This is a genomic window from Seonamhaeicola maritimus, assembly GCF_008056315.1.
In the GTDB taxonomy this organism is placed as follows: Bacteria; Bacteroidota; Bacteroidia; order Flavobacteriales; family Flavobacteriaceae; genus Seonamhaeicola; species Seonamhaeicola maritimus.
This window is the reverse complement of record NZ_VRKQ01000008.1, coordinates 444,786-470,475: the sequence shown is the minus strand read 5'-3', so window position 1 is coordinate 470,475 and position 25,690 is coordinate 444,786. Positions and strand designations below refer to the sequence as shown.

The following is a 25,690-nucleotide window of genomic DNA, read 5'->3' as shown; positions in this document are numbered from 1 at the left end:
TACTCCTAAATTACGGCAACAACAGTTACACATAACTGTTCGTTTTTTGATTGATGAAAGAACCTCCGGCTGATTACCGGAGGTTCACTTTTTTATACTATTTTTGCCAAATAAAACTACTCTTTAAGAATGAACTCTAAGTTAATTGCACCTTCAATTTTAGCAGCAGATTTTGGCAACCTACAGCGTGATGTAGAAATGGTAAATAACAGTGATGCCGATTGGTTTCACATTGATGTAATGGATGGACATTTTGTTCCAAATATATCCTACGGAATGCCCGTTATACAAGCAATAAAAAAGCATGCTACTAAGCCTCTTGATGTTCATTTAATGATTGAAAAGCCAGAACGTTATATTGAAGAGTTTGTTAAAGTTGGAGCAAATATCATTACCGTTCACTATGAATCTACGGTTCATTTACACAGAACTTTAACTCAAATAGAGAATGCTGGTTGTAAAGCTGGTGTTGTTCTAAATTTGACTACTCCGGTTTCTGTATTGGAAGATATACTACCTAAATGTTTTATGGTTTTATTAATGTCTATCAACCCAGGTTTTGGAGGACAAAAATTTGAAGACATCACTTATAATCGTGTAAAAAAACTTCGTAAAATGGTTGACGAAAGAGGTTTAAATACGCGCATTGAAATAGACGGAGGTGTTACTAATAAAAACATTAAAGCACTTGTTGAAGCTGGCGCTGATACATTTGTAGCAGGAAGTTATATTTTCAAAAGCGAAAACCAAACAGCAACAATTAAAGACCTAAGAGCTCTAGCCAACTCTTAAATCTGTTTTATAAAATAATTTAATAAATCGGTTGTGGTAACAATACCCACAAGTGTATTATCATCAACAACTGGTAGTGCATGAAATTCTCTATCTGCTAAAATCTTTGCTACTTCCTTGATTGAAGTTCTACTATTTACGGTTACAACATCTTTTACCATAACCTGTTCAATGTCAAACATGTTATAAACTACAGAGTCAACCGAATTACCGTCTTCATCCGCTAATTCAGCATAACTTATTCGCATTAAATCTGTATAACTTAAAATTCCTATTATAGTCTCACCAGATACTACAGGAATATGCTTAATCTTGTACCTTTTAAAAAGTAATTCGGCTCTTTCTAAGTCATCAGAACGCGTCAATGCAATTACATTTTTGGTCATTATACTTGAAACTGGAACATGATGTCTCATATCTCTAGAATTTGAATATTTCTAATAAATGGTACTGTATATAATCAGGTTTTTAGAACTGCTTTAAAAGATACTTTATTAAATCTGTAGTAGTTACTATACCCACTAGTTTATTGTTCTCTAGCACTGGTAATGCGTGAAACTCCTTGGTTGCTAAAATTTCAGCCACTTCTTTAATAGAATTAGACGGAGAAACGCTTGCCACTTTTTTCTTCATTACTTGATTTATTGTCAACATATTATATACCATGGCATCCGCATCACTATCAAACTCATTAGTAATGTCTACGAAACTTAAACGCTTTAAATCAGTATAGCTTAACATACCTATTACAGCATTTTCCTCAACAACAGGAATGTGTCTTATATGATAATGTTTAAACAACTTTTCGGCTTTTTTTAAATCGTCTGTTTTCTTTAATGTGATGACATTTTCCGTCATTATCATTGAAATCGGTGCTTTTCGTATCATGACATCTAATTTTTAGTTAACTACCTTAAAAATATTAAACCAAGCTTTAAAATATTATGACATTAATCATACTTTATGCTATTATCGCTTTAATAGAAAATATTGGCGAATACTATCAGTTTTTAAATTTTTAATAAATTTTATTCGTATATTTAGACTAACCTCCAAAATTCTAGCCCATTAACTTCTTCTGTTAGGAAAACACAAGTTTTTTAATTTAAAAAATGGAATGCTATGAAAACACAAATCACAATTTCGATGCGAATATTGCTATGTGCAATATTCTGCCTATCACTAGCAAGATGTTCAACTGAGCAAACTGACCTAGAAAACAATTTACTTGAAGCCCCTTTAAATGCCAAAACCAGTTCTAAAAAAGTGACTGAAAGTAAATATAATTTTACTACCCATTTATCTGGAAAAAATGAGGTTCCCGCCAGAGAGACCAGAGCAACTGGTGAAGCCATAGTAAAAATTAGTAAAGATGAAAGCATGATATACTTTAAAGTTATGGTTGCCAATATTAAAGATGTAAGGGCGGCTCACTTTCATAAAGCGCCTGCTGGTTCTAATGGGGGTGTCATTATTGGCTTATTTCTTGGCCCAAAAAAAGAAGGTAAGTTTAATGGCATATTAAACGAAGGTTATATAACTTCAGCAAGTTTTAGTGAAGATGGTGAAAATAGACTACCCTTGCTAATACAAGACATTAGAGCTGGCAACATTTATATTAATGTCCATACAGACACTTTTCCACCAGGAGAGTTGAGAGGACAACTTTAATAATTTATACTTCACAAAAAATGCCGATAATTATACATCGGCATTTTTTAATACCCTGCAAAATTATAGTTTAGCATTTGCTTTACCATTTTATATATATCAGGGAATTGTATTTTGAACTCCTGAGGGGTTTCAATAAAATTTTCAATAGCCACAGCCAAAAATTCAAACCTATTAGTAAACGCATAGTTTCTAAAATAGTCTGAAGTCATCAGTTCTTTTCTTAAAGATTCATTATCAGCAAGCATTTTAGACAGTTCTTCAAAAGAATCACTAAAAATAGTTGAACTAACATCACGTTCCTTCATACTATTTAAATGAATAGCATGGGTGAATTCATGAATAGCAAGATTTATGTTATCAGTTCCATCTTCATAACCTTTTTTAAAATCTTCCCAAGATAATACCAGAGCCTTAAATTTAGGATTGAATTCTCCTTTGTGGTAAGCATCATTAATTTTAGAATAAAACTCACTAGGATAAATAACAATTTTTGAAATTAACCCTATGTAAAAATCTCTAAATCCAAACGTTAACATAACGGCGGAAGCAGAAATTAGAACTTTCATTTCTTCAGTAACTTTAACACCATCCCGCCCCAAGAAATCTTTATCTTTTATAAACGAAGCTACCCTATGTTCAAAAGAAGATTTGTGCTTTAAGTCTAATTTATTATAAAACGGTAAACCTTGTCTTAAAATAGATTTTTGAGATTGACTTAGCTTTTTTTTGAAAAGACAGAAATGTGTGTAAAGTGGTTTTCTATGCTTTATTACATATGCCATTTCAATAAGTTTAAAGGCATACCGTAATACCATAAATAGTAAAACAGCAAATAAGATTGCTAAAATTACGTTACTACCAAGATCATGTTTCTCCAGCACTAAACTCTTTTTGTATAATTTACAACGAATTTACGTAAGTAAAATTACACCATACCTATATAAGTTGAGTTAACTATTTTATGATACTGTAGTTTTCTTAATAAAACTTGAGGGAGATTCTCCAAAAAACTTTTTGAAGCATTTTCCAAAGTAATTTGGGTCATTAAACCCAACCATATAGCTCACTTGCGCAATATTAAGCTTATTCTGTTCTAACAATTGAGCAGCCCTTTTTAGCCTAACAAGTCTTATAAATTCATTTGGAGTTTGTCCTGTTAACTTTTTTAATTTTCTGAAGAATGTTGACCGACTGGTATTCATATCTGCCGCCAATTCATCAATCCAATAAGATTCATCTGCCATATTTTCCTCCATTAAGCTCATAATCTTATTTAAAAATCCTTCATCCAATGAATTAAGCGTAATTTCCTCTGGAGTAAGCTCCTTTTCAGTCTGAAATCTTTTTCTTATTATTTCTCTGGATTCAATAAGTTTATCTGTTCTAACCTCTAATAGTTTCATATTAAAAGGTTTTGGAATATAGACATCTGCTCCAGATTCAACACCTTTTATTCTATGCTCAACAGAGTTTAAAGCAGTTAACATAATAATTGGAATATGACTGGTTCTTAAATTATTTCTTAACTCAGTACAAAACTCAATACCGTCCATTTCTGGCATCAAAACATCGGTAATAATTAAATCTGGCATTTCTTTTAGGGCAACGTTAAGCGCCTCCTTACCATGAATAGCTTCAAGAACATGATATTTTTTTACCAATCCATTTTTAACAATGGTTCTAATATCATCATTATCATCAACTACTAAAATGGTATACCTATCTTCATCTTTTTTATATCCTTGCTCATCATTAGCATCAAAACTCTCATCCATTTCCTCTTCAGACAATGGTTCAGAACTAGAAATTTCAACCATTTCATCTGATAAAAGATGTTCATTTCCTAATGGTAGTTTAATAGTAAAACAGGTGCCCTTATTTTCTTCAGAATCCACCTCAATACTGCCGTGATGCAGATCTACCAAATCTTTTGTGATGGCTAATCCGATACCTGACCCCCTATCGGAATTCTTTTTTGAGGTTTGATTTACTTGATAAAAACGTTGAAAAATATAGGGCAATTTATCTTTATGAATGCCTATACCGTTATCTTCTATTTCAATTTGTATGTATTCAACAGATAATTCTCTACCAACAATGTCAATTTTACTGTGTTTTGGTTTTTTGACTCTTACTGTGATTTCTCCTTCAGACGTCGTGAACTTTATAGCATTATAAATAAGATTATTTAAAATCTTTTCAAGTTTATCCCAATCAAACCAAATACTTGCATCATACAACTGACTTTCAAAAGAAATTTCCACTCTTTTTTTCTTAGCAGAAGCACGAAACGAAAACGTAATTTCTCTAACAAAATTTATTAAGTTAGATTTTGTGGCTCTTAATTGAGTTTCTCCAACTTCAATCTTTCTAAACTCCATTAACTGGTTTACAAGTCTTAATAATGAATTAGCATTTCGCTGAATTATTTTTAAACTAGATTTTAAATCGATGTTATTGCTAACAGACTCCAGTACTTCCTCTAAAGGATTCAATATTAAAGTAATGGGAGTTTTTAACTCATGAGATATATTGGTAAAAAACTGAAGTTTTAATCTATTTACTTCTTCAATTTCCTTTTGTAATTTTAAAGAAGCCTTTTGCTGAGACTTCATATTGCTATATGAATTGATACTCCAAACAAAGGCTAAGAATAATAGAGTGTATAGAAGGTACGCCCAATTTGTCAACCAAAAAGGAGGGTTTATTTTTAACTCAAGTATAGCATCTTCGTCTGTCCAAAAACCATCATTATTTGAAGCTTGAACTTTAAACACATAATTACCCGGTGATAAATTAGTATAGTGAGCAAAAGATATGTTTTTACGACTCTCCCATTCCTTATCAAACCCTTCTAATTTAAACCTAAAATTATTCTTCTCAGGAACGGCATAATGCAAAGCGGCAAACTCAAAAGTTAGAGTATTTTCATGATGCTTCAAGTTTACACTTTCATTAATATGAGAAAGAGATTTGTTTAAAATAACCCTACCATTATATTCTTGCCCTACTTTTATTTCTTCATTTTTAATCTTTAAGCTAGTAATCTTAACTTCTGGAGGAATAGTATTTTCTTTTAAGTTGCTTGGGTGAAAAATATTAAGCCCTCTTAATCCTCCAAAAAGTAAGTAGCCATTCTTGTTTTTAAAATAGGCATTCATTCTAAAGTTATTACTTTGAAGGCCATCATCTTTCCTTAAGTTTTTAAAAACTTCTTTTTTAGGATCAAAATATGATATTCCGTGGTCTGTACTTATCCACAGTTTTCCTGTGCCATCTTCCAAAATACCATAAACAGCATTATCTGCTAAACCCTCATGCTCTGTATAATGTTTAAATGTGGGAGCTGCGTCACCAACCAAAGGAAAGGTCATTTTATTTAAGCCACCCCCAAAAGTTCCTATCCAAAAATTCCCTAAAGCATCTTCATGAATTGAATAAACCGAATTATGACTTAAACTATTTGAGTCTTCTGGATTATGTTGATAACTTACAAAACGATCAGGCTCTCCTTTTTTGCCCGGAACCACCAAATTTATCCCTCCTCGTTGAGTTCCTACCCATACATTTCCCTTCCTATCTTCATAAATGCACGTAATCTCCTTTGCATTAATACTATATTTATCATTTGGGTTTGGTAAATAATGAACTGCGTTAGAAAAGTCAAATTGATTACTATTTGGTAATAACTTCTTTTTCCACTTCACTAAACCATCTAACATAGAACCGAACCACAGAACACCATTACTATCCTCTAATACAGAAAAAACTTCATTCATATTTAGACCTGTAGCAGTGAACGAGAATTTCTTTTCTGCATCGTCTGCCTTCATATGAACAATTCCCGCAGAACATCCTAACCAATAATCATCATCTTTATCTTTTATAATTGAATAAACTGGTTGTTTAATTCCAAAATCAGATTTGGCCAATTTTTCATCAACATATAAGTGTTTATAGGATGGGTTCTCATAACTTCCATCATCAAACACAATTTTATTGAGTCCGTTTTGTGTGGCTACCATAATTGAATTTTCAGTATCACTAATAATAGCATTTACTGAAGGATCACTTAGGGAGTTTTTGGTAAGGCCGTTTTTGCCAAAGAAAAGAATATTCTTTTTTTCTAAATCACATTTATTAAGCCCTCCTTCTTCTGTTCCTACCCAAAGAACATTGGTACGATCTACAAGTATGGTTTCTACATTATTACTACTTATACTTTCTGGGTTTAATACGTTGGGAATATACAGCTTGAATTCTTCCGTTTCTGGATTAAACCAACACAAGCCATAACCATGAATTCCCAACCATAGATTATCTCCAAGAGCCTTATTAATAGCAATCAATCCGCTAATTTCACTTATATCATTACCAACATCATTATTGAAAGCATATTTTTTTATTCCCTTAGAATTTCCTGTCTTAAAATTAGCAGGATCCATTATCCTAAATAATCTAGCCCCTCTTAAACCAATCCAAAGTTCACCTCTTTCATCTACGAATAAAGATTTTATCTCCTCATTAACTTCTTCTATTTGTAGAAAACCATTTCCTGACTTGGTCTCATACATTTTATTAAGACCAGTAAAAGTACCTACCCAAAGGTTTCCTTCATGGTCTTTAGTAATTGATTGAACCTTATCACTATCTATACTTGTAGATTTACTAAGTTGGTGTGTATAATGTTCTGGATCATTTCCGTATGAATCATCTGCCTTCAAATGATACAACCCCGAGTGTAATGTTCCAACCCAAAGACCACCATCCTTTTCAGGATAAATAGCACTTATCCGACCATTTTTTAAGTCACCTGGAAAGGTTGAAAATGTTTCCTTTAACCTATCAAACTTGCATAATCCACTTCCAGTTCCAATTAAAATATTACCATGAATATCTAATTCTAACTCGTAAATAGAATTATTTGATATGGATAGTGAATCATTTGTTTGGTGTCTATAAACCTTATATTGATTTCCATCATATTTATATAGACCATTGGGAGTACCAATCCACAAGAATCCATCTAAATCTTGAAGCACATTCATAATAGAATTTTGTGCTAGCCCTTTTTCATCAACAAAATGTTCAAACTTCAATTCTGGAGCCTGCCCAAAAATCGATATACTTGACAAAAAGAAAAATGTGATATATAAATATAATACTCGAATCAAAATAAGAATTTATCAAATTTACCTAAAAGAATAAAGCGGCTCCAAACTATAGAGCCGCTTTTTCAACTAAAACTAACTTCATGAACTAAAAATATTCTAAAAGCTATAATTTAAAGACTAATAATTCGGGTCTTGTGTTAAAATTCCTGGTTGCAAATCCAACTGGGTTTGAGGAATTGGCCAATGATCATCTTGACCTGCCGTATAAGTAGCTCCTTGTATCCAATTTAAACGACCATTCGCTAATTCTGAATTCAAATAACTATTAATTGTAGTTCCATCAATGCCCCATCTAACTAAATCCTGAAAGCGCATACCTTCTAATGCAAATTCCAAGCGTGTCTCATGACGTACCGCTTTTCTAGCATAGTCTTGATCTGGAAACGAGGTATATAAACCCAACATATAATTGGCTGCTGGTGCATTTTCGTCAATAACAATAGGGTCTCCTGCCCCAAATGTTGTATTACTAATTTTACCCATCACAATATCATCCTGAGCTCTAAGGCGGATTTGATTGACCAAATTCATTGCGGTTGGAAGGTCATTTTCCTCAACAGCAACCTCGGCACGCCATAACATTACATGACTCAATCTAAACAACCTCCAATTATTACCATTCATTCCGGCAGACCATGTAGGCGTTGCAATGGAAATATCTCTAAAGTTACGCTTGTAAAACATAATCTTTTTATTAAGGAAAGGCCCCATACCTGCTTGATCCAGCATCCAATCTCCTCCACTCATTGGTCCCCAATCGAAAAATGGTATTCCTCTTCTTGCTATTGTCCAATCAACTCTTGGATCTAAAAGCTCATCAGTTGGTGTAAATGGATCTACATCCAAAAGTCCATAATCCTCAGTTAACAAATTATTTTGAAACGTATCCAAAAATGGCAATCCGTTTGCATCTACCTTGAAAGCATTAAAAAGGTCAAAACTAGGTGCACTATAAGCACAACATAAGCCTATATCAGCTCCTCTAGGGAATAAAGTTCTATGGTCTGCTCCCGCATTCCAGCCTCCGCCAGCACCATCATTCACCGTATATTGTACTTCAAAAATACTCTCTGCATTGTTCTGTTTTTCTTCATCATGATTATCATAAAAGTGATCCATCAAAGTAAAGGGACCATTATTAATAATATCATCCAATAAAGGTTTAGCTTGAGAATATTCTTGTTGAAATAAGTGCACTCGAGCTTTTAAAGCTTTAGCAGCCCAACGAGATGCACGCCCAACATCAGATGGTACTTCATCCATATTATTATCAATACCCCATTGTAAATCGGCTTCAATATCATCCCAAATTTCTCTATCATTAGGAACTTCTCTTCCAATTACGTCTTCAGTAATAAAAGGAACCTTTTCAATTTTTGAACGCAGTTGAAAGTGATACCAAGCACGTAACCATCTTGCTTCTGCTTCAATTTGATTTGCTTTATCTACAGGAATGTCTTCTCCTGCATTTCTAATTACTCTAAGTACATCATTGGCCCTAGCTACACCATCAAAATTGGCTTTCCATAAGCCTTCTACCCAAGGGTTAGTTGGATCTACTTCATAACGTTCTATTAGGTTAATGGCACTCCAACCCCCAGTTTGATCTCCACGATGCATGTCATCTGAAGGAACGTCTCCCCAAACCCAATTGGTTGCCGAGGCCTCACCTGCTCCTCCAGGACCTCCTTGAGATACTCCATCAATTAATGAATAAGCTCCTATTAGAAGCAAATTTGCTCCAGCTTCATCAGCTAGTGTTTCACCAGTAACTAGACCTTTTGGAAATTCTTCCAAAAATTCCTCTTTACAAGAACTAAATACTATTAGCACGATGGCTAACAGACTGATTTTAAAATTTATTTTTTTCATGTTCTATTTTTTTATTATTTATATACCAATGTTAACACCAAAAATAAATTGCTTTGGTGTTGGCCAGGTACCTTCGTCAAAACCTCTATCTATCTCATTTTCTGGAGTCACCTCTACATCTAATCCAGAATAAGTGTCAAACAATGTAATTAGGTTAGTTCCCATCACATATAAACGCATACTTGACAATCCAAATCTATCTAAAACATTATCAGGAACATTGTATCCTAATTGAAGGGACTTCATACGTAAAAAAGACCCATCTTCAATATGATTAGTATTTGTATTCTGCTCAAAACTAGTAGTACTAGAAGCTTTTGGTAAAATGGCATCAGCGTTATTATCTAAATAAGGACTTCCCCAAGAGCGGTATAAACGATCTGCAGATTTTGGTCCTTGAAATAAACCATCTCTTGTAAAACGATTCAAATAATTCACTACATCGTTCCCAACACTAGCATACCAAATAGAAGTTAAATCAAAATTCTTGTATTCAATCCCTAAATTTAAACCAGCTGTAAAATCTGGATGTGGATTTCCAATCCAGGTACGGTCTGCAGCAGTAATCTCACCATCACCATCTACATCTCTTATTATTAAATTCCCTGGTTCGTTATAATTGCCATTAGCTGGGTGTGCATCTGCTTCAGCTTGTGTTTGAAAAATGCCATCCGCTATATAACCAAAGAATTCAGGGAAAGCCCTTCCTACAACAGCTCGTGTATAAGTTTGTCCACGCTCACTTCGTCCTATTTTTACATCTCCCTCTCCTCCAGCTAGTTTAGTAACATCATTTTTATATGTAGAAACATTTAAACCAATACTATAGCTTAAATCTTCATTTACAGTTTTTCTATAATTAAGTTCTATATCAAATCCTTTATTTTCCATGGTTCCAATATTTTCAAAAGGCTCAGATGCCTGACCCTCTACTGCAGGTACTGTTGATGGGAAAAGCATGTCTCTAGTAGTTTTATTCCACATATCAACACTTAAATCTAACCCTCCAAACAAGGTTGCATCAATACCAAAATTGAGTGACTCTGTAGTTTCCCATTTAGCATCGGGGTTTCCAAATCCTGTTGATTGATAACCCAATGAAATAGTGTTATCACCTCCACCTATACCATAGTAAGAATTACCTAGGCCAGAACCAAAGGTTGTGAAACCATTATAGTTTCCTATCTGATCATTACCTGATTGCCCCCAACCAGCTCTAAACTTTAACTGATTTAACCAACCACTGGTACTATCCATAAAATTCTCTTTTGAAATTATCCATCCTACCGATGCAGCAGGAAAATAACCATAACGGTTATTGGCACCAAACCTTGATGAACCATCACGACGTACTGTACCTTCTAGCATATATTTACCATCATAAGAATAAAATGCTCTAGAAAACAATGAAAACAAAGACCATGTTGCAGCATCTGATCCGTTAGTTACTGCTTCGGCTCCAGAACTTAAAAAGTAAAAATCGTCATTTGTAGAAATAAATCCAGCTCTTCCAGCATTCACTTGATCAAAATTAAATTTTGTAGACTCCATACCAATTAAAACATCAATATCATGACGATCAGATAATGTTTTAGAATAACTAATAGTATTAGAGAAGTTCCATGTTAAATTATTAGTTCTTGTCTCAGCTAATGTGTTTACCGCAGAACCATTGGTGTTTTCAGGATCGCCAAATCTTGGATCATGATTGCTAAACCAATTCATATTATATCCAAATAAAGACTTAACCTTTAAATTTTCTATTGGTGTAATTTCAACGTGAAAGTTCCCAACTAAATTTAGATTTTTTCTTAAATCTTTTCGTTGTCTATAAGCTGTCCCTAAAGGATTTGCCCCATCATTTAAATTTCCACCAACAACCCCACCTGCATAATTTCCAGCAACATCATAAATGGGGATTAAAGGACTTGTTTCAACAAAACTATTAAAACCAGGTACATTTCCTTTACTTTCTGTAAATGTAGCTCCAAGTCTTTGCCCAACTGTTAACCAATTGGTTATTTCAGATTCAACATTTGATCTGAATGCATATCTATTAAAAGAATTGTGTTTAAATACACCTTCCTCGTCGAAAAAACTAGCATTGAAAGAGTAAGTGGTTTTTTCTGACCCTCCAGAAACAGACAAACTATAATCTTGCAAAAGCGCTGATCTTAACACTTCATCCATCCAGTCGGTTCCTTTCTGATTTGTCAACGTAATTGGATAGTTTCTTTCTTCATACAACGATGGATCTGCAGAAGGGTCACCTATTGATGCTCCATTAGGGAATAAATAATCATTTACTCTTGTAGCCATTATATCATTTGGATCAAACTGAAAATGCGCATGAGTTGGTGTTATTCCATCATTAGTCATTTCTAACCAAAGCATTTGCCCAATTAAATTTGGATCTGTTACTAAATCATATTTAGCATTACTTTTACCCATACCGGTTCGTACATTAAACTCAAACTTCGCAGCCTGATTTTTTCTACCAGATTTAGTAGTAATTAAAATTACACCACTTGCTCCTCTAGAACCATAAATAGCTGTAGATGAAGCATCTTTCAAAACCTGCATAGATTCAATTTGATCTGGTGGTGGAACAGCACCTCCAGTAACTCCATCAACAATAAATAATGGATTATTACCATTAATACTACCCAAACCACGAATTCTTATTTGTGAATTCCCTCCAGGTCTAGCAGAAGCCACAACGGTTACACCAGATGCACTTCCCTGTAATGCCCTTGTTGCATCAGCAGAAGGTTGTGCTTGCAAAAAGTCATTATCTACGGTACTAACGGCAGTAACTACATCTGATTTTTTTCTGGAACCATATCCAATAAGTACTACTTCATCAAGAGCCTGAGCATCCTCGGCCAATTGAACATTAATAGTACTATTAGCACCAACAGTAACCTCTTTAGTTTGAAATCCTAATGAAGAAAATATTAATACTTCACCTTGGTTAACTGAAATAGCATAGTTTCCATCAAAATCAGTAACAGCCCCATTAGAAGTACCTTTAACCAGGACATTAGCCCCTATTAAAGGCATATTTGTTTCATCGGTAACCACACCGGTTACCTTAATTGTTTGTGCTTGCATTAATAAAGCACTGAAAAAAAAGAACCCCAAGAGTGCCTTTTTTTTACCTCCTATCTTAAATCTGTTAAGCAGGAGTTTAGTAAAATAGTTTTTACTCATAACTTTAGTTTAGTTAATAAATTAGTTAAATAATTTTTGTAGTAATTATTGTTACTACACTAGTTTAGCACTGCAAATTACATTATAGTAGAATGCTTAACGGGTAATAAAATCTCAACTAAAAGGAAAATAATGTCAAATCGAATTAATCCTTCTTAAGCCCTAAATAATTAGCAAATAATTATTAATTTCACTTAAAGTCAATTAATGACATTACACTCACCATGGTACATTTTCAATTAAATTACACAAGATCTATATTGACTTTTCGTAATATATTATTAGGAATTGGAGTGTCTTTATTTTTTTCTTGCCCTCCACAAAAAAAACTACCTGTATCAGAAAATGACAAGCATTTTTCGTTAATAAACTCTAATCATACAGGCATAACATTTTCAAATAACTTAATTGAAACTGCTAAGGAGAATCATCTTATTAATGAGAATTTCGTCACAGGCGCAGGTGTTGCTATTGGAGACATTAATAATGATGGACTACCAGATATTTATTTTGCAGGGAATCAAGTAAAAGATAAATTATACTTAAATAAAGGAAACTTGGTATTTGAAGATATTTCAGAAAAAGCTGGAATCAATAAGATAAATTCTTGGTCTACTGGTGTCACTTTTGCCGATGTTAATGCAGACGGTTATCAAGATATTTATGTTTGCAAAAATGTTCCTAACAAAAAAAATCATAGTAATAACTTACTTTTTATTAATAACGGTAATAATACTTTTAGTGAGCAAGGAAAGAAATATAGAATTAACGACTCTGGAAACTCTATTCAAGCTAATTTCTTTGATTATGATAAAGATGGATTTGTAGACATGTATTTAGTTAATCAACCTCCAGGATACGGTAATAGGTCTGGAGGAAAGACACCTTTAAAAAATGTTAACCCTCTATATAGTGACAAACTTTATAAAAATTTAGGTTTCGATAAAGGTTTTGTAGAAGTCTCTAATCAATCAGGGACTAAAAATTTGGCTCATGGATTATCGGCTAGCATAGGAGATATTGATAATAATAATTGGCCGGACATTTATATTACAAACGATTATGACAAGCCTGATTTCATGTATAAGAATAATGAAAATGGCACATTTACCAATATTGCAAACCAATCTTTTAAGCACATTTCTAACTTTAGCATGGGAAGCGATATAGCTGATTATGACAACGACGGTAACCTTGACATTTTTGTGGTTGATATGGTTGCCGAAGATCATAAGAGAATAAAAACCAACATGGGCGGTATGAATCCAGAGGATTTTTGGGCTATTGTAGATAGAGGCTGGCACTACCAATATATGTTTAACACCTTACAGCATAATAACGGCAATAGTACTTTTAGTGACTTAGCTCAATTAGCTGGTGTTTCTAATACCGATTGGAGTTGGGGCCCTTTAATTGCTGATTTTGATAATGATGGCCTCAAGGACATTTTTGTTACTAATGGTATAAAGAGAAACATGAGGTATAGTGACGTAAACAATAAATACGAAGTCATTCTAGATAGTATTGAAATTGAAGCTAAAAATCAAAACAAACGATTTCAAGATGTTGTAGATGTATTAGCACTTGCAAAAATGGCTCCTGAAGACAAATTAAATAACTACATATATAAAAATAATGGCGATTTAACTTTTGAAAACAAAATAAAGGATTGGGGTTTTAATCTTCCCACCCTATCTAACGGTTCATGTTATGCAGATTTAGATTTAGATGGTGACTTAGACCTTGTTGTCAATAATATAGATGAAGAAGCTTTTATTTATAGAAATAACACCACAGAACGGAATATTGGTAACTTTTTACAAGTTAAATTGAAAATGCCAAAACACTCTAATATTTATGGCTCAAGGATAAAACTATTTAAAAATGACTCCTTATGGCAAATGGTTGAATTGTCAAACAATAGAGGGTATATGTCTAAAAGTGAAGATATTGCACATTTTGGACTTGGTAAAGAAACTCATATTGATAAAATTGAAGTAACATGGCCAGGAGGCCAGATAACCTCTATTAAAGATGTAAAGGCAAATCGACAGCTAACTATTAAACCATCAAATATTGAAAAGAAGAGAATTCCAATACCTAACTCTTTTGTATTTCAAGACATTTCAAAGAACCTAAATCTGAACTTTAAGCATGAAGAAAATAATTATAATGATTATTTAAAAGAAGTTCTATTACCTCATAAAATGTCACAATTTGGACCATACATGGCTATTGGCGATGTAAACGGAGATGATTTAGATGACTTCTTTATTGGTGGTTCTGCGGGGAAATCTGGTGTTCTTTTTTATCAAAATCTCAATGGTACTTTTACAGAAACAGAAGATGGTCCATGGTCTGAAGATAAAAAATGTGAAGACATGGGTAGTACATTTTTCGACATTGATAATGATGGCGATTTAGACCTTTTTGTTGTAAGCGGTGGTAATGAGTTTGACATAAACAGTAATCTTCTTCATGATAGACTTTATATAAATAATGGTAAAGGTGCTTTCAAAAAAGACAAGAATAGAATACCTAAATACAAAATAAGCGGTTCGATAGTTGAAAAGGTGGATTTTGATGGTGATGGTGATATAGATCTTTTTGTTGGTGGCAGATTAACACCTGGTAAGTACCCTCACCCTACTAGTAGTAAATTATTAGAAAATGAAAACGGTGTTCTAAAGGATGTTACCAAGGAAAAAATTCCTGATTTAAACAATATTGGTTTAATTACATCAACTACTTGGGTAGATATAAATAATGACAACCTACTAGATTTAATTGTTGTAGGAGAATGGACCCCAATTCTAACCTTCTTAAATGACGGAACTGGAAAGTTTAGAAGACATAGATTTGAAGGTTTAGAAAATTCCGAAGGTTGGTTTTACAAAGTTTCTAGTGCTGATATGGATGGTGATGGTGATAATGATTTGGTTATTGGCAACTTAGGGTTAAATTATAAATATAAGGCATCGGAAAACACACCTTTTCAGGTTCATAGCTATGATTTTGATAAAAATGGTTCAAATGATATTGTATTAAGTTATTATGACCACGGACAAGTTTATCCTATTAGAGGTAGATCTTGTTCAATGGAACAAATTCCATCACTAAAGAATAAATTTCCAACTTTTGAATCTTTCGGTAATTCAAACTTAAATGATATTTATGGAGATGATTTAAATAATGCTCTTAACCTTAAAGCTTATTCTTTCGCTTCTTATTATGCTGAAAATATTAGTGGAAAAGATTTTAAACTTCATCCGTTACCCAATTTGGCTCAAACATCAAGTATCAACAATATAATTATTGAAGACTTTGATCAGGACCATAATTTAGATATTCTTATTTCTGGAAACTTATATGCCTCTGAAATTGAAACGCCTCGTAATGATGCAGGAATAGGACTTTTTTTAAAAGGTAATGGAAGTGGAGAATTTAAACCTCAAACCATAAACCAAAGTGGTTTTTATGCTCCATTTGATGCTAAAGACATGAAGAAAATTAAAATTGGTAAAGCCAATGCTATATTAATTGGCAATAACAATAGTTACATCCAAGTATTCCAATATTAACTATATAAGGCAACCTAATTGTTATGCTTTAGAAATACTTCTTTTTGGAATAATATTACCCTTCTTCAAATAGTATACTCCATACATTTATAACTAAATAAATAACAGTTTTTGATTTATATCATCTATTAAAATCAATAATAGAATACCCATGTACATCAAATCCTTATCAAAACAAAAATTATGAAATCAAACATTGTTTTAATTAGTCTTTTGGTTATACTATTCTCTTGCGACAAGGAATCAAAAATTAAAAAAGAAAGCTATGTAAATTCGAGTGATTTTCCATATGGTAATGTACCAAGAACAAAACCAGAAATAGCTTTGAGTGCAGCTTTCAATAGAATCTATGATGGCACAATAAAAGGATTTGAAGTTGAAAACAACGAATTATTTTCAACTTTTAAATACACACCACTTGAAGGTTTTGATTACGGCAATAATGATGGAACAATCTCTAGGCGAGATGTTTCTAAAGTGATTAAGGCAAATGGAAAGTATTATGTTTGGTATACACATAGAGAGACATCAAGCCCTCCAATAGAAAATGGAGGGAATGATACCATACCTAATAGAGATTGGGATTTATCTGAAATATGGTATGCAACAAGCAAAAATGGTTTTGTATGGGAAGAACAAGGTGTTGCAGTAACCAGAATGGAGAAACCATACGCCGGGTGGCGCTCTATTTCAACTCCAGATATTCTTGTTTACAAAAACAAATACTATTTATATTATCAAGCTTATACAGTAATGCCAGGGGCACCTGGAACAACTGGAGATGATTGCGCCGTATCAGTTGCGGTTTCAGATTCTCCAGACGGTCCTTGGACACCTTCAAATAAAATTGTACTTCCAAACGGTCCCGAAAACACATGGGATCATTATAAGATACATGACCCATACCCTTTAGTCTATAAAAATAAAATATACATGTATTATAAAGGCGAAATGGGAGGTGATCCAAGAGTAAGAGCTCAGGGATTAGCTTTAGCTGATAATCCATTCGGTCCTTTTAAAAAACACCCTTTAAATCCAGTAATTAACTCAGGGCATGAAACAGCATTATTTCCTTTTAAAAAAGGACTTGCTGCATTAGTAGGAAGACATGGTCTTGAACATAACACTATACAATATGCTCCTGATGGCGTTAATTTTGAAATAGCAGCTATCTCTTCAATATTCCCAATAGCACCAGGAGCTCATATCCCAGATGCTTTTCTAGATAATGGTAATGGCAGAGGGATTACTTGGGGGTTATGCCATTTTAGAGATGTACTAAAACGAGGAGGTACTTGCCAAAGTTATAGTATACTAGCTAGATTTGATTGTGATTTAAGCTTAGATACTCATGATCCTTTAATGAAAGACAGTGATATTCTTAATGACACAGAAATTTATTTTAAGTTTGGATTGACTAAAGAACAAAGAAAACGATTAGAAGAAAATTAAACTTCATTTGTCGAATTTTTAAAAATTACTCTCATTTGATTTGATTTTACCCTTAGCTGTAATCCTTAAACATTAATTTTAAGGTTATGTATAAATTGCATTTTTATTTTGTTTTTTTCTTTTTAATTGTCTGCAACCAAGGTTTTACACAACAATTTGAGCAACAGTTTATTAATGTTTTCAATTCCATGAATGAAAATTATGGAAATGCTGTGGCCGACTATGATTTAGATGGTAATCTAGATGTCTTCATAGTAGCATATAAATCATTTAATTCAAGTGACAAATCTACTTGGAGTCGTTTACTAAAAAATACTCGTGGTAGGTTTGAAGATGTAACTGAAGAAGCAGGTTTCAATATGCAACACTCTAATAGTACAAATTCAGATTTAAAACTTGGGGCTTCATGGGGTGATTATGATAATGATGGTTACCCTGATCTTTTACTAACTCACCAAGATGGCACTCAGCTATATCATAACATGCAAAACGGCACTTTTAAAGACCTCACTTTGTCTTCCGGAATCACATCTTGTATTAAATGTAATAACACCAGTGGTTTATGGTGGGATTATGACAATGATGGTGATTTAGATTTATATTTAAACTATTTAGATATACCAAATAGACTTTTTAAAAATAATGGTGATGGCACTTTTCAAGAGATACTTGGCGCCTTAAATTTGAATGACCCAGGCAGAACGTGGTCCTCTTTACCAATTGATGCTAACCATGATGGATGGACAGATATCTATGTAGTTAATGATTTTGGTTTAAGTAAATTTTATATTAATAATAATGGTGAATATTTTATAGAATCTACTGAAGAATATGGTTTAACAAACCGAGGCTGTGGCATGGGATCTACAATTGGAGACTTCAACAACGATGGCGTTTTTGATATTTATGTCACAAACATTGCCGAAAGCATCATTAACCCTTTATTCAAAGGAAATACAAATATGATGTTTGAAAACAACTCAATGCTAGAAGGTGTAGAAAATGGTCATTTTGGATGGGGAACTCATTTCTTTGATGCTGACAATGACGGTGACCAAGACCTATATATTGTTAATGGTGATAATGAGTTACATTATAAAAATGTGTTATTCAAAAACCTAAGAACAGAAGGCGAAACTCAGTTTCAAAATTGGTCAAAGGAATCAAACGCAAATGGTATTGCCAATGGAATGGGAGCTGAAGTTTTTGATTACAACAATGATGGAAGACTAGATATACTTGTATGCAACACCAATAACTCTCCATATCTCTATAAAAACACCTTGGCAACCGCAAATGCCTGGATTCAAGTTAGTTTGGAAGGCACAACTTCGAACAGAAATGGTTTTGGAGCTATTGTAAGCGCCTCAAGTTCTGGTAAGCATTATACTAGGCTGAATCACGGATCTACCATGTTGGGTCAAAGTATTAAACCCGTACATATTGGTTTTGGAACCTCTAATAAGATTGATAGTCTAAGCATAAAATGGTCTAATGGCTCTATGGAGACCATTTATGATATTGCAAAAAATCAAAAGATAAAGGTTGTTGAACTACAAGGTATGGTCGAAGGTGACAACTATGTACCAGGTTCTGAAAACGAAAATCAAGAAATCATTGATGAAATAGTAAATGAGTCCATAGATGATTTAGAGGTCACTACTATTCCAAACCCGTTTTCGAACTTTGTAGATTTCCATGTTAAAAGTGAAGAGGTTTCAACTGTTCTACTCCAAATTGAAATTTTCAATATAAATGGGATTAAAATAGATCAAATAAAACAAGAAATCCCTGAAGGCAATTGGATTAAACGTTGGAATGGGAACAAAAACAATTTAAACCTTGCTCCGGGAATTTACATCTACAAATTTAGTCTAAACAACAAAACCAAAATAGGTAAGCTTGTATATACACCATGATTATAAAATTAATGAGGAATAAATCTTTAACCAAAAGTTAAAACACGCTAAGATAAGGTCTTCTTCTTAACGAAATTTGAAGGTGAATCACCAAAGAACTTTCTAAAGCATTTACCAAAATATCCAGGATCTGCAAACCCTACCCTATAACTTACTTGGGCTATTGTTAATTCATTCTGTTCAAGTAATTGAGCCGCACGTTTTAAACGTACCATTCTAATAAAGTCATTGGGTGATTGACCTGTTAACTTTTTAAGTTTTCTGAAAAATGTGGATCTACTTGTATTCATATCAGAAACTAAATCATCTACCCAATAGGAATCGTTACTCATATTTTCTTCCATGAGGTCCATTATTTTCTTCAAAAATTCCTCGTCCAATGAATTCAAAGTAACCTTTTCAGGAGTCAATTCTTTTTCCGTTTGAAAACGCTTGCGCATTAAATCTCTAGTTTCTATAAGCTTTTCTGCCCTAACAGACAACAACTTCATTTTAAAAGGCTTTGGAATATAAGCATCTGCTCCAGACTCTAAACCTTCAATACGGTGTTCTACAGAATTAAGTGCAGTAAGTAATATTATTGGAATATGACTTGTCCTTATATTAGTTTTTAGTGCTCCACATAATTCAATGCCATCCATTTCGGGCATAAGGATATCGCTAATTATTAAATCTGGCATTTCCTTTAAAGCTATATTGAGACCTTCTTTCCCATTTTCAGCCACCAGAACATTATAACTACCCAAAAACCCTTCTTTAATTAATAATCGAATATCTAGATTATCATCAACAACCAGAACCGTGTTCTCTAATTTAGCTTCAGCAGAATCTTGATCAAACTCTAATTCTTCCATAGATTCTTCTAGCTCCACATCAAAATTAGTAACAACATCAGAAACGGCTGTTTCAATCATTTCCTCAGGTAATAAATGCTCACTACCCATTGGTAATTTAATGGTGAATGTGGTTCCTTTTCCCTGAATGGAATCTACCTCAATAATACCATGATGTAATTCAACCAAATCCTTAGTAATTGCTAACCCAATACCAGATCCCTTACGCGTTCTTTTTCTTGTTTGATTTACTTGATAAAACCTATGAAATACAAATGGCAACTCTTCTTTACTAATGCCAACGCCATCATCTTCAACTTCAATTTTTAAATAATTAACACTAAAATCCTTATCGTTTATCTTAATTTCATTGGTGCCTATATCCTTGCTTACTATTACTTTTATTTGACCACCAGGATTAGTGAATTTTATAGCATTAAATATTAAATTATTCAAAATCTTTTCAAGTTTATCCCAATCAAACCAAATTTCTGATGTCTTTAAATCACTTTCAAAACTTATATCTAACTCGTTCTTTTTTGCAGATGATTTAAACGAATAAGTCATTTCTCGCACAAAATTAACAATGTTAGATTTTGTGGCCCCCAATTTAGTCTCTCCTACCTCAATCTTTCTAAACTCCATTAATTGGTGTACTAACCTTAATAATGAATTAGCATTACGCTGAATAATCTGTAATTTTGGTTTCATTGAAACATTACTACCGATAGATTCTAAAAGCTCCTCTATTGGATTTAATATAAGCGTAATTGGTGTTTTAAATTCATGCGAAATATTAGTAAAGAATTGTAGTTTTAATCGATTTACTTGTTCAATTTCCTTTTGAACTTTCACCGCAGCTTTTTCTTTTTCTTGAAGGCTTAAGTATGAAATAATAGCAAATATCACTCCTGTTAACAGCAATATATAAAGTACAAATGCCCACCAGGTGTACCAAAATGGAGGACTTATTCTAAAATTAAACAGAGTCGAAACCTCACTCCAAACCCCATCATTATTTGACGCCTTTACTATAAAAGTGTAGGTTCCAGGAGATAGGTTAGTATAATGGGCAAAGGAAAGTCCTTTAGCATCTTGCCAAACATTATCAAACCCTACTAACTGATACTGAAACTTGTTCTTTTCTGGAGCCGCATAGTGCAATGCCGCAAACTCAAAAGTTAAGGTGTTTTCATGGTGTTTTAGCTTAACTAGGTCATCACCCAAATCTGACTTTTCATGATTTAAAATGACTCTCCCATTATACTCCTTACCAATTTCAACTAATTCATTTTTTATTTTAAAACCTGTAAGTTTTGGTTCAGCTAATATGTCATTATCCTTAAGGTTTTTAGGGTGAAAAATATTCAGTCCTCTTAAACCTCCAAAAAATAAGTAATCATGTTTATTTTTATAATAGGCATTTTTTCTAAAGTTATTACTTTGAAGTCCATCACCTTTATTAAAATTTTTGAAGGTTTTATCCTTAGGATTGAAGCAAGATATTCCGTTGTCAGTACTCATCCATAATTTACCTGATTCATCTTCCAAAATACCATATACAGCATTATTCGCTAAACCATCTTCTTCCGAAAAGTGTTCAAAAACGGGATTACCATTTTCAGATAAAATCATTTTATTTAAACCACCTCCAAATGTACCTATCCAATAATTACCATCTTTGTCCTCATGTATAGCAAATACCGAATTATGACTTAAGCTATTTGGGTTGTTTAAGTTATGACTATAAGTTACAAACCTATCATTATTGCCATTTTTCCCTTTAACCAAAACACTCAAGCCTCCTTGTAAGGCTCCTACCCATAAGTTGCCTTTACTATCTTCAAATAAACAACTAACAAAATCTCCACCAATACTATATTCATTGTTTAAATCAGATTTATAATGCTTAGCATTTGAAAAATCAAAATCATTATTAGATTTCCATTTCTTTTCCCATTTAACCAAACCACTTCCAAATGAACCGAACCATAAAGCACCTTGTCTATCCTGCAGAATGGAAAACACATTAGGAAAAGACAAATCTGTTTCAGTAATAGAAACTTTTTTTGAGGCATCGTTTACCGACATATGTGTAATTACATCCTTTCCCATCCAATAATCACCATCATTATCTTTAAAGATAGATTTAATGGATTGCAATTTTATGGATTTGTTTGACTCACTATCCTTTTCGTACAAATGATGTTTTATACTGGGTAACTTATAATTATCTTTAAATTCAATTTGATTTAATCCATTTTCAGTACCAATCCATAAAAAATCATCATCCTCTAATATGGCATTAACAGATGCGTTACTTAAAGTATTATTTGTACGCATATTCCTGGATAAAAAGTAAATATCCTTCTTCTGTAAATCACTTTTATTTAAACCTCCAACTTCAGTACCAACCCATATTACATTAGTTTTATCAATTAGCAATGTCTGTATTCGTCTATTACTAAGGCTCTCTTCATACATATCATTGGGCGTATACATATTAAAATCTGCAGTCTCAGTATTAAGATGATATAATCCGTAGCCGTAAACACCTATCCAGAGTTTCCCATTTACATCTTCTTCTATCCCATTTATCTTACCAAAATCCTCATAGAAAGTATCTAGATTAAGGTCGTGTTTTTTAAAACTTATCTTATCTAAAGCATGTACACTTGTTGGTTTTTCTAAGCTCCATACACCTGTTCCTCTTTCTCCCAACCAAAGTCTTCCCTTCTTATCCAACAGCATGGAGTTAACGGGTTTATCAAAACCCTTTACATGCATAAAATTTTTTGAATCTGATGTAGACATGAACATTCTATTCACTCCTTTGTCCGTTCCTATCCAAAGGTTATCATATCTATCCTTAGCGATTGATAGTACCGTATTGCTATTAATTGTATTTGTTTGGTTAGGTTGATAGATGAAATGTTCAACACTCTCTTCTTCCGTATCAGGTTTTGAAATATGATAAACACCTGACTTATTTGTACCTACCCACACTGAACCATCAGATTTATCAGTATAAATAGCCGTTATATCTTTATCCGATAAATCTTTATTTGAATTGAAAAATTGTTGTTTTTTTACATTGTAAGCGCATAAACCTCCAACTGTTCCAATCCATAAAACATTGTTTTCATCAACCTCTAATTTGTGTATAACATTATTTACAATGCTATTTGGTTGATTTGGGTTGTTTCTATAAATAGTAAATCTTTGACCATCATATTTATATAAACCATTTGCAGTACCAATCCATAAAAACCCATCTTTATCTTGGGCAACATCCATAATAGTATTTTGGGTTAAGCCCTTATCATCAATAAAATGTTCAAATTTAAGTTCAGGAGATTGAGCACATATTATACTACAGGCAAAAAGCAATAAAAAAATGCAAAATCCTCTATTGAAAAACATGTAAAAAAAAGATAAGAATTTAATCATACTAACTTATTGCCTTAAAAATAACCAAATAGACTACCACAAAAAAACTTTGAAACTAAAAAAACGACCCAAGACAACTAGTATCCCGAGTCGTTTTAAAAACTAAAACAATTCTAAAAAATATGAATTTGACTAACTAAAATAATTATTAATAACCCGGGTTTTGATTTAAGTTAGGGTTTCTATCCACATCATTTTGTGGAATAGCAATATACTCTCTTCCAGGCTTGTATGCAGCTGTTCCTGCACTTTCTGATTTTAAATCAGGATTATCTACAATTCTAGATTTCACTCTACCCCAACGTAACAAATCAAAATACCTTGAACGCTCAAATGATAATTCCTTTATGCGCTCATCCTCTATATCTTGCATAGTAATGCTAGCATGTGCAGGCATATCTGCTCTAGCTCGCACTTGATTAATAGCATCTAAAGCAGCAGATGTTGACCCATTTAAATTGAATTCTGCTTCAGCAAACATTAAAAGTACATCTGCATAACGCAATAATCTTAAATTATTTCCAGCACCATGCCATCCACCTTGATCTTGGGAATGTGCATGTCCGTTAAATTCCCAATCTAAGAACTTATTAGCATAAATATTACCATCACCTGCAGGATACGCTTCATCATATGTTGCGTTCTCATAAGTTCTTGACGCTAATGTTTTTCCTTCATAATCAGTAGTTTCATCAGTATCCCAGAATAAAGTAGTATATGCTCTAGGGTCAATTTCTCCATTTATAGTTTGCTCATCTAAGAACAAATTTAAAGCCCAATCATTAATACGCATTCCATTTTGGTTGGTATATCCTTTTGGAGCTAAATCTGGCTGATAACCAGCACCTTTACCTCTATTAGGAGCATCTGCTCCCCAACCTGTTAAACCATCAGCAACTAATTGGATTTCCCATAATGACTCAGCATTATTTTCAAATTCTTCAGTAAAGTTATGAGCATAATCATCCATAAGCTGATAGGTACCACTAGTCATTACACTTTGGAATTCAGCTTTTGCCTCAGCCCATTTACCTTGATATAAATATGCTTTACCCAAATAACCTGCAGCTGCACCAGACGTTGCTCTACCCAATTGGTCCGATGACCATGAAGCTGGCAACATGCTTTTTGCCATTTGTAAATCAGATTCTATCTGTGCCCAAACTTCTTCAGGAGCCGCTTGAACCACAGTAAACAAATCTACCTCAGCTGATGGCACTGTAATCAATGGTATATTCCTCCAGCTATTTAAAAGATTAAAATAATTAAAGGCTCTAATAAAGTAAGCTTCACCAACAATATTATCTCTATAACTAGCATCCATTTCTATTTCCGGAACATGTCTTAAAACCTCATTAGCCCTTGCTACACCTTGATACATAGCTTGCCAAACCCAACGTGCAGCATTACTATCTGATGTTGCACTAAAATAACCTGCGGCAGTACGCTCAGAAGTATTAAAACCATTAATCAAGTCATCTCTATAATCAGAGGCAAAAATTTCAAATCTGGTATAATACCAAATATGTGTAAATGGACTATAAGCTCCTATAACACCTTTTTCTGCATCACCTTCAGTTTGCCAAAAGGTATCTGGTGACAACTTATTAGGGTTTGTTTGGTTTAAAACATCATCTGAACAATTAATGTTCACAATGCCCACTACACCAAGTAAAAACAGAGCTGTAATTGATATTTTTATATTTATTTTCTTCATAATTCTATTTTTT

Annotated in this window: 13 protein-coding genes; 5 read left to right on the top strand and 8 right to left on the bottom strand. The window is 33.1% G+C overall.

The window, feature by feature from the left end; genetic code table 11:
* The first annotated feature begins 129 nt into the window (after positions 1-129).
* A complete protein-coding gene (gene rpe, locus FUA22_RS01855) occupies positions 130-792 on the top strand; it encodes a ribulose-phosphate 3-epimerase (protein ID WP_147766011.1) in 663 nt (220 codons plus the stop codon).
* Here rpe and FUA22_RS01850 read toward each other — a convergent pair.
* Together FUA22_RS01850 and FUA22_RS01845 are read right to left on the bottom strand one after the other, a co-directional pair.
* Positions 789-1,208 carry a CBS domain-containing protein gene (locus FUA22_RS01850; RefSeq protein ID WP_147766009.1) on the bottom strand — a complete coding sequence of 140 codons (420 nt, stop codon included), beginning with the start codon at positions 1,206-1,208 and terminating at the stop codon, positions 789-791. The genes rpe and FUA22_RS01850 overlap by 4 nt on opposite strands.
* A 52-nt stretch (positions 1,209-1,260) precedes the next feature.
* A complete protein-coding gene (locus tag FUA22_RS01845) occupies positions 1,261-1,680 on the bottom strand; it encodes a CBS domain-containing protein (protein ID WP_147766007.1) in 420 nt (139 codons plus the stop codon).
* 234 nt (positions 1,681-1,914) lie between these two features.
* Between FUA22_RS01845 and FUA22_RS01840 the strand changes: the two genes are divergently transcribed.
* Positions 1,915-2,463, top strand: a complete 549-nt coding sequence (locus tag FUA22_RS01840; protein WP_206667075.1) for a CHRD domain-containing protein — start codon at positions 1,915-1,917, stop codon at positions 2,461-2,463.
* Positions 2,464-2,510: 47 nt separating this feature from the next.
* Here the strand turns inward: FUA22_RS01840 and FUA22_RS01835 are convergent, their stop codons facing one another.
* The 4 genes from FUA22_RS01835 to FUA22_RS01820 form a co-directional block, all read right to left on the bottom strand.
* Complete coding sequence (locus tag FUA22_RS01835; protein WP_241664734.1) at positions 2,511-3,347, bottom strand: zinc-dependent peptidase; 837 nt, start codon at positions 3,345-3,347, stop codon at positions 2,511-2,513.
* 78 nt (positions 3,348-3,425) lie between these two features.
* Positions 3,426-7,601 (bottom strand): hybrid sensor histidine kinase/response regulator transcription factor, encoded by a 4,176-nt coding sequence (locus tag FUA22_RS01830; RefSeq protein ID WP_147766005.1) that lies wholly within the window; start codon positions 7,599-7,601, stop codon positions 3,426-3,428.
* 156 nt (positions 7,602-7,757) lie between these two features.
* Positions 7,758-9,512 (bottom strand): RagB/SusD family nutrient uptake outer membrane protein, encoded by a 1,755-nt coding sequence (locus tag FUA22_RS01825; RefSeq protein ID WP_147766003.1) that lies wholly within the window; start codon positions 9,510-9,512, stop codon positions 7,758-7,760.
* An 18-nt stretch (positions 9,513-9,530) separates the two neighbouring features.
* Positions 9,531-12,725 carry a SusC/RagA family TonB-linked outer membrane protein gene (locus tag FUA22_RS01820; RefSeq protein WP_241664733.1) on the bottom strand — a complete coding sequence of 1,065 codons (3,195 nt, stop codon included), beginning with the start codon at positions 12,723-12,725 and terminating at the stop codon, positions 9,531-9,533.
* A 260-nt stretch (positions 12,726-12,985) separates the two neighbouring features.
* Between FUA22_RS01820 and FUA22_RS01815 the strand changes: the two genes are divergently transcribed.
* The 3 genes from FUA22_RS01815 (at position 12,986) to FUA22_RS01805 (ending at position 19,677) form a co-directional block, all read left to right on the top strand.
* Positions 12,986-16,306 (top strand): VCBS repeat-containing protein, encoded by a 3,321-nt coding sequence (locus FUA22_RS01815; protein WP_170309820.1) that lies wholly within the window; start codon positions 12,986-12,988, stop codon positions 16,304-16,306.
* Between the two features lie 183 nt (positions 16,307-16,489).
* Positions 16,490-17,758, top strand: a complete 1,269-nt coding sequence (locus FUA22_RS01810) for a glycoside hydrolase family 117 protein (protein ID WP_147765999.1) — start codon at positions 16,490-16,492, stop codon at positions 17,756-17,758.
* A 188-nt stretch (positions 17,759-17,946) separates the two neighbouring features.
* Entirely contained in the window at positions 17,947-19,677 is a 1,731-nt protein-coding gene (locus FUA22_RS01805; protein ID WP_170309819.1) for an FG-GAP-like repeat-containing protein, read from the top strand.
* Positions 19,678-19,724: 47 nt separating this feature from the next.
* Here FUA22_RS01805 and FUA22_RS01800 read toward each other — a convergent pair whose 3' ends face one another.
* Both FUA22_RS01800 and FUA22_RS01795 read right to left on the bottom strand, forming a co-directional pair.
* On the bottom strand, positions 19,725-23,960 hold the full coding sequence (locus tag FUA22_RS01800) for a hybrid sensor histidine kinase/response regulator transcription factor (protein ID WP_147765995.1): 4,236 nt from the start codon (positions 23,958-23,960) through the stop codon (positions 19,725-19,727).
* 148 nt (positions 23,961-24,108) lie between these two features.
* Positions 24,109-25,677 (bottom strand): RagB/SusD family nutrient uptake outer membrane protein, encoded by a 1,569-nt coding sequence (locus FUA22_RS01795; RefSeq protein ID WP_147765993.1) that lies wholly within the window; start codon positions 25,675-25,677, stop codon positions 24,109-24,111.
* Between the last annotated feature and the right edge of the window lie 13 nt (positions 25,678-25,690).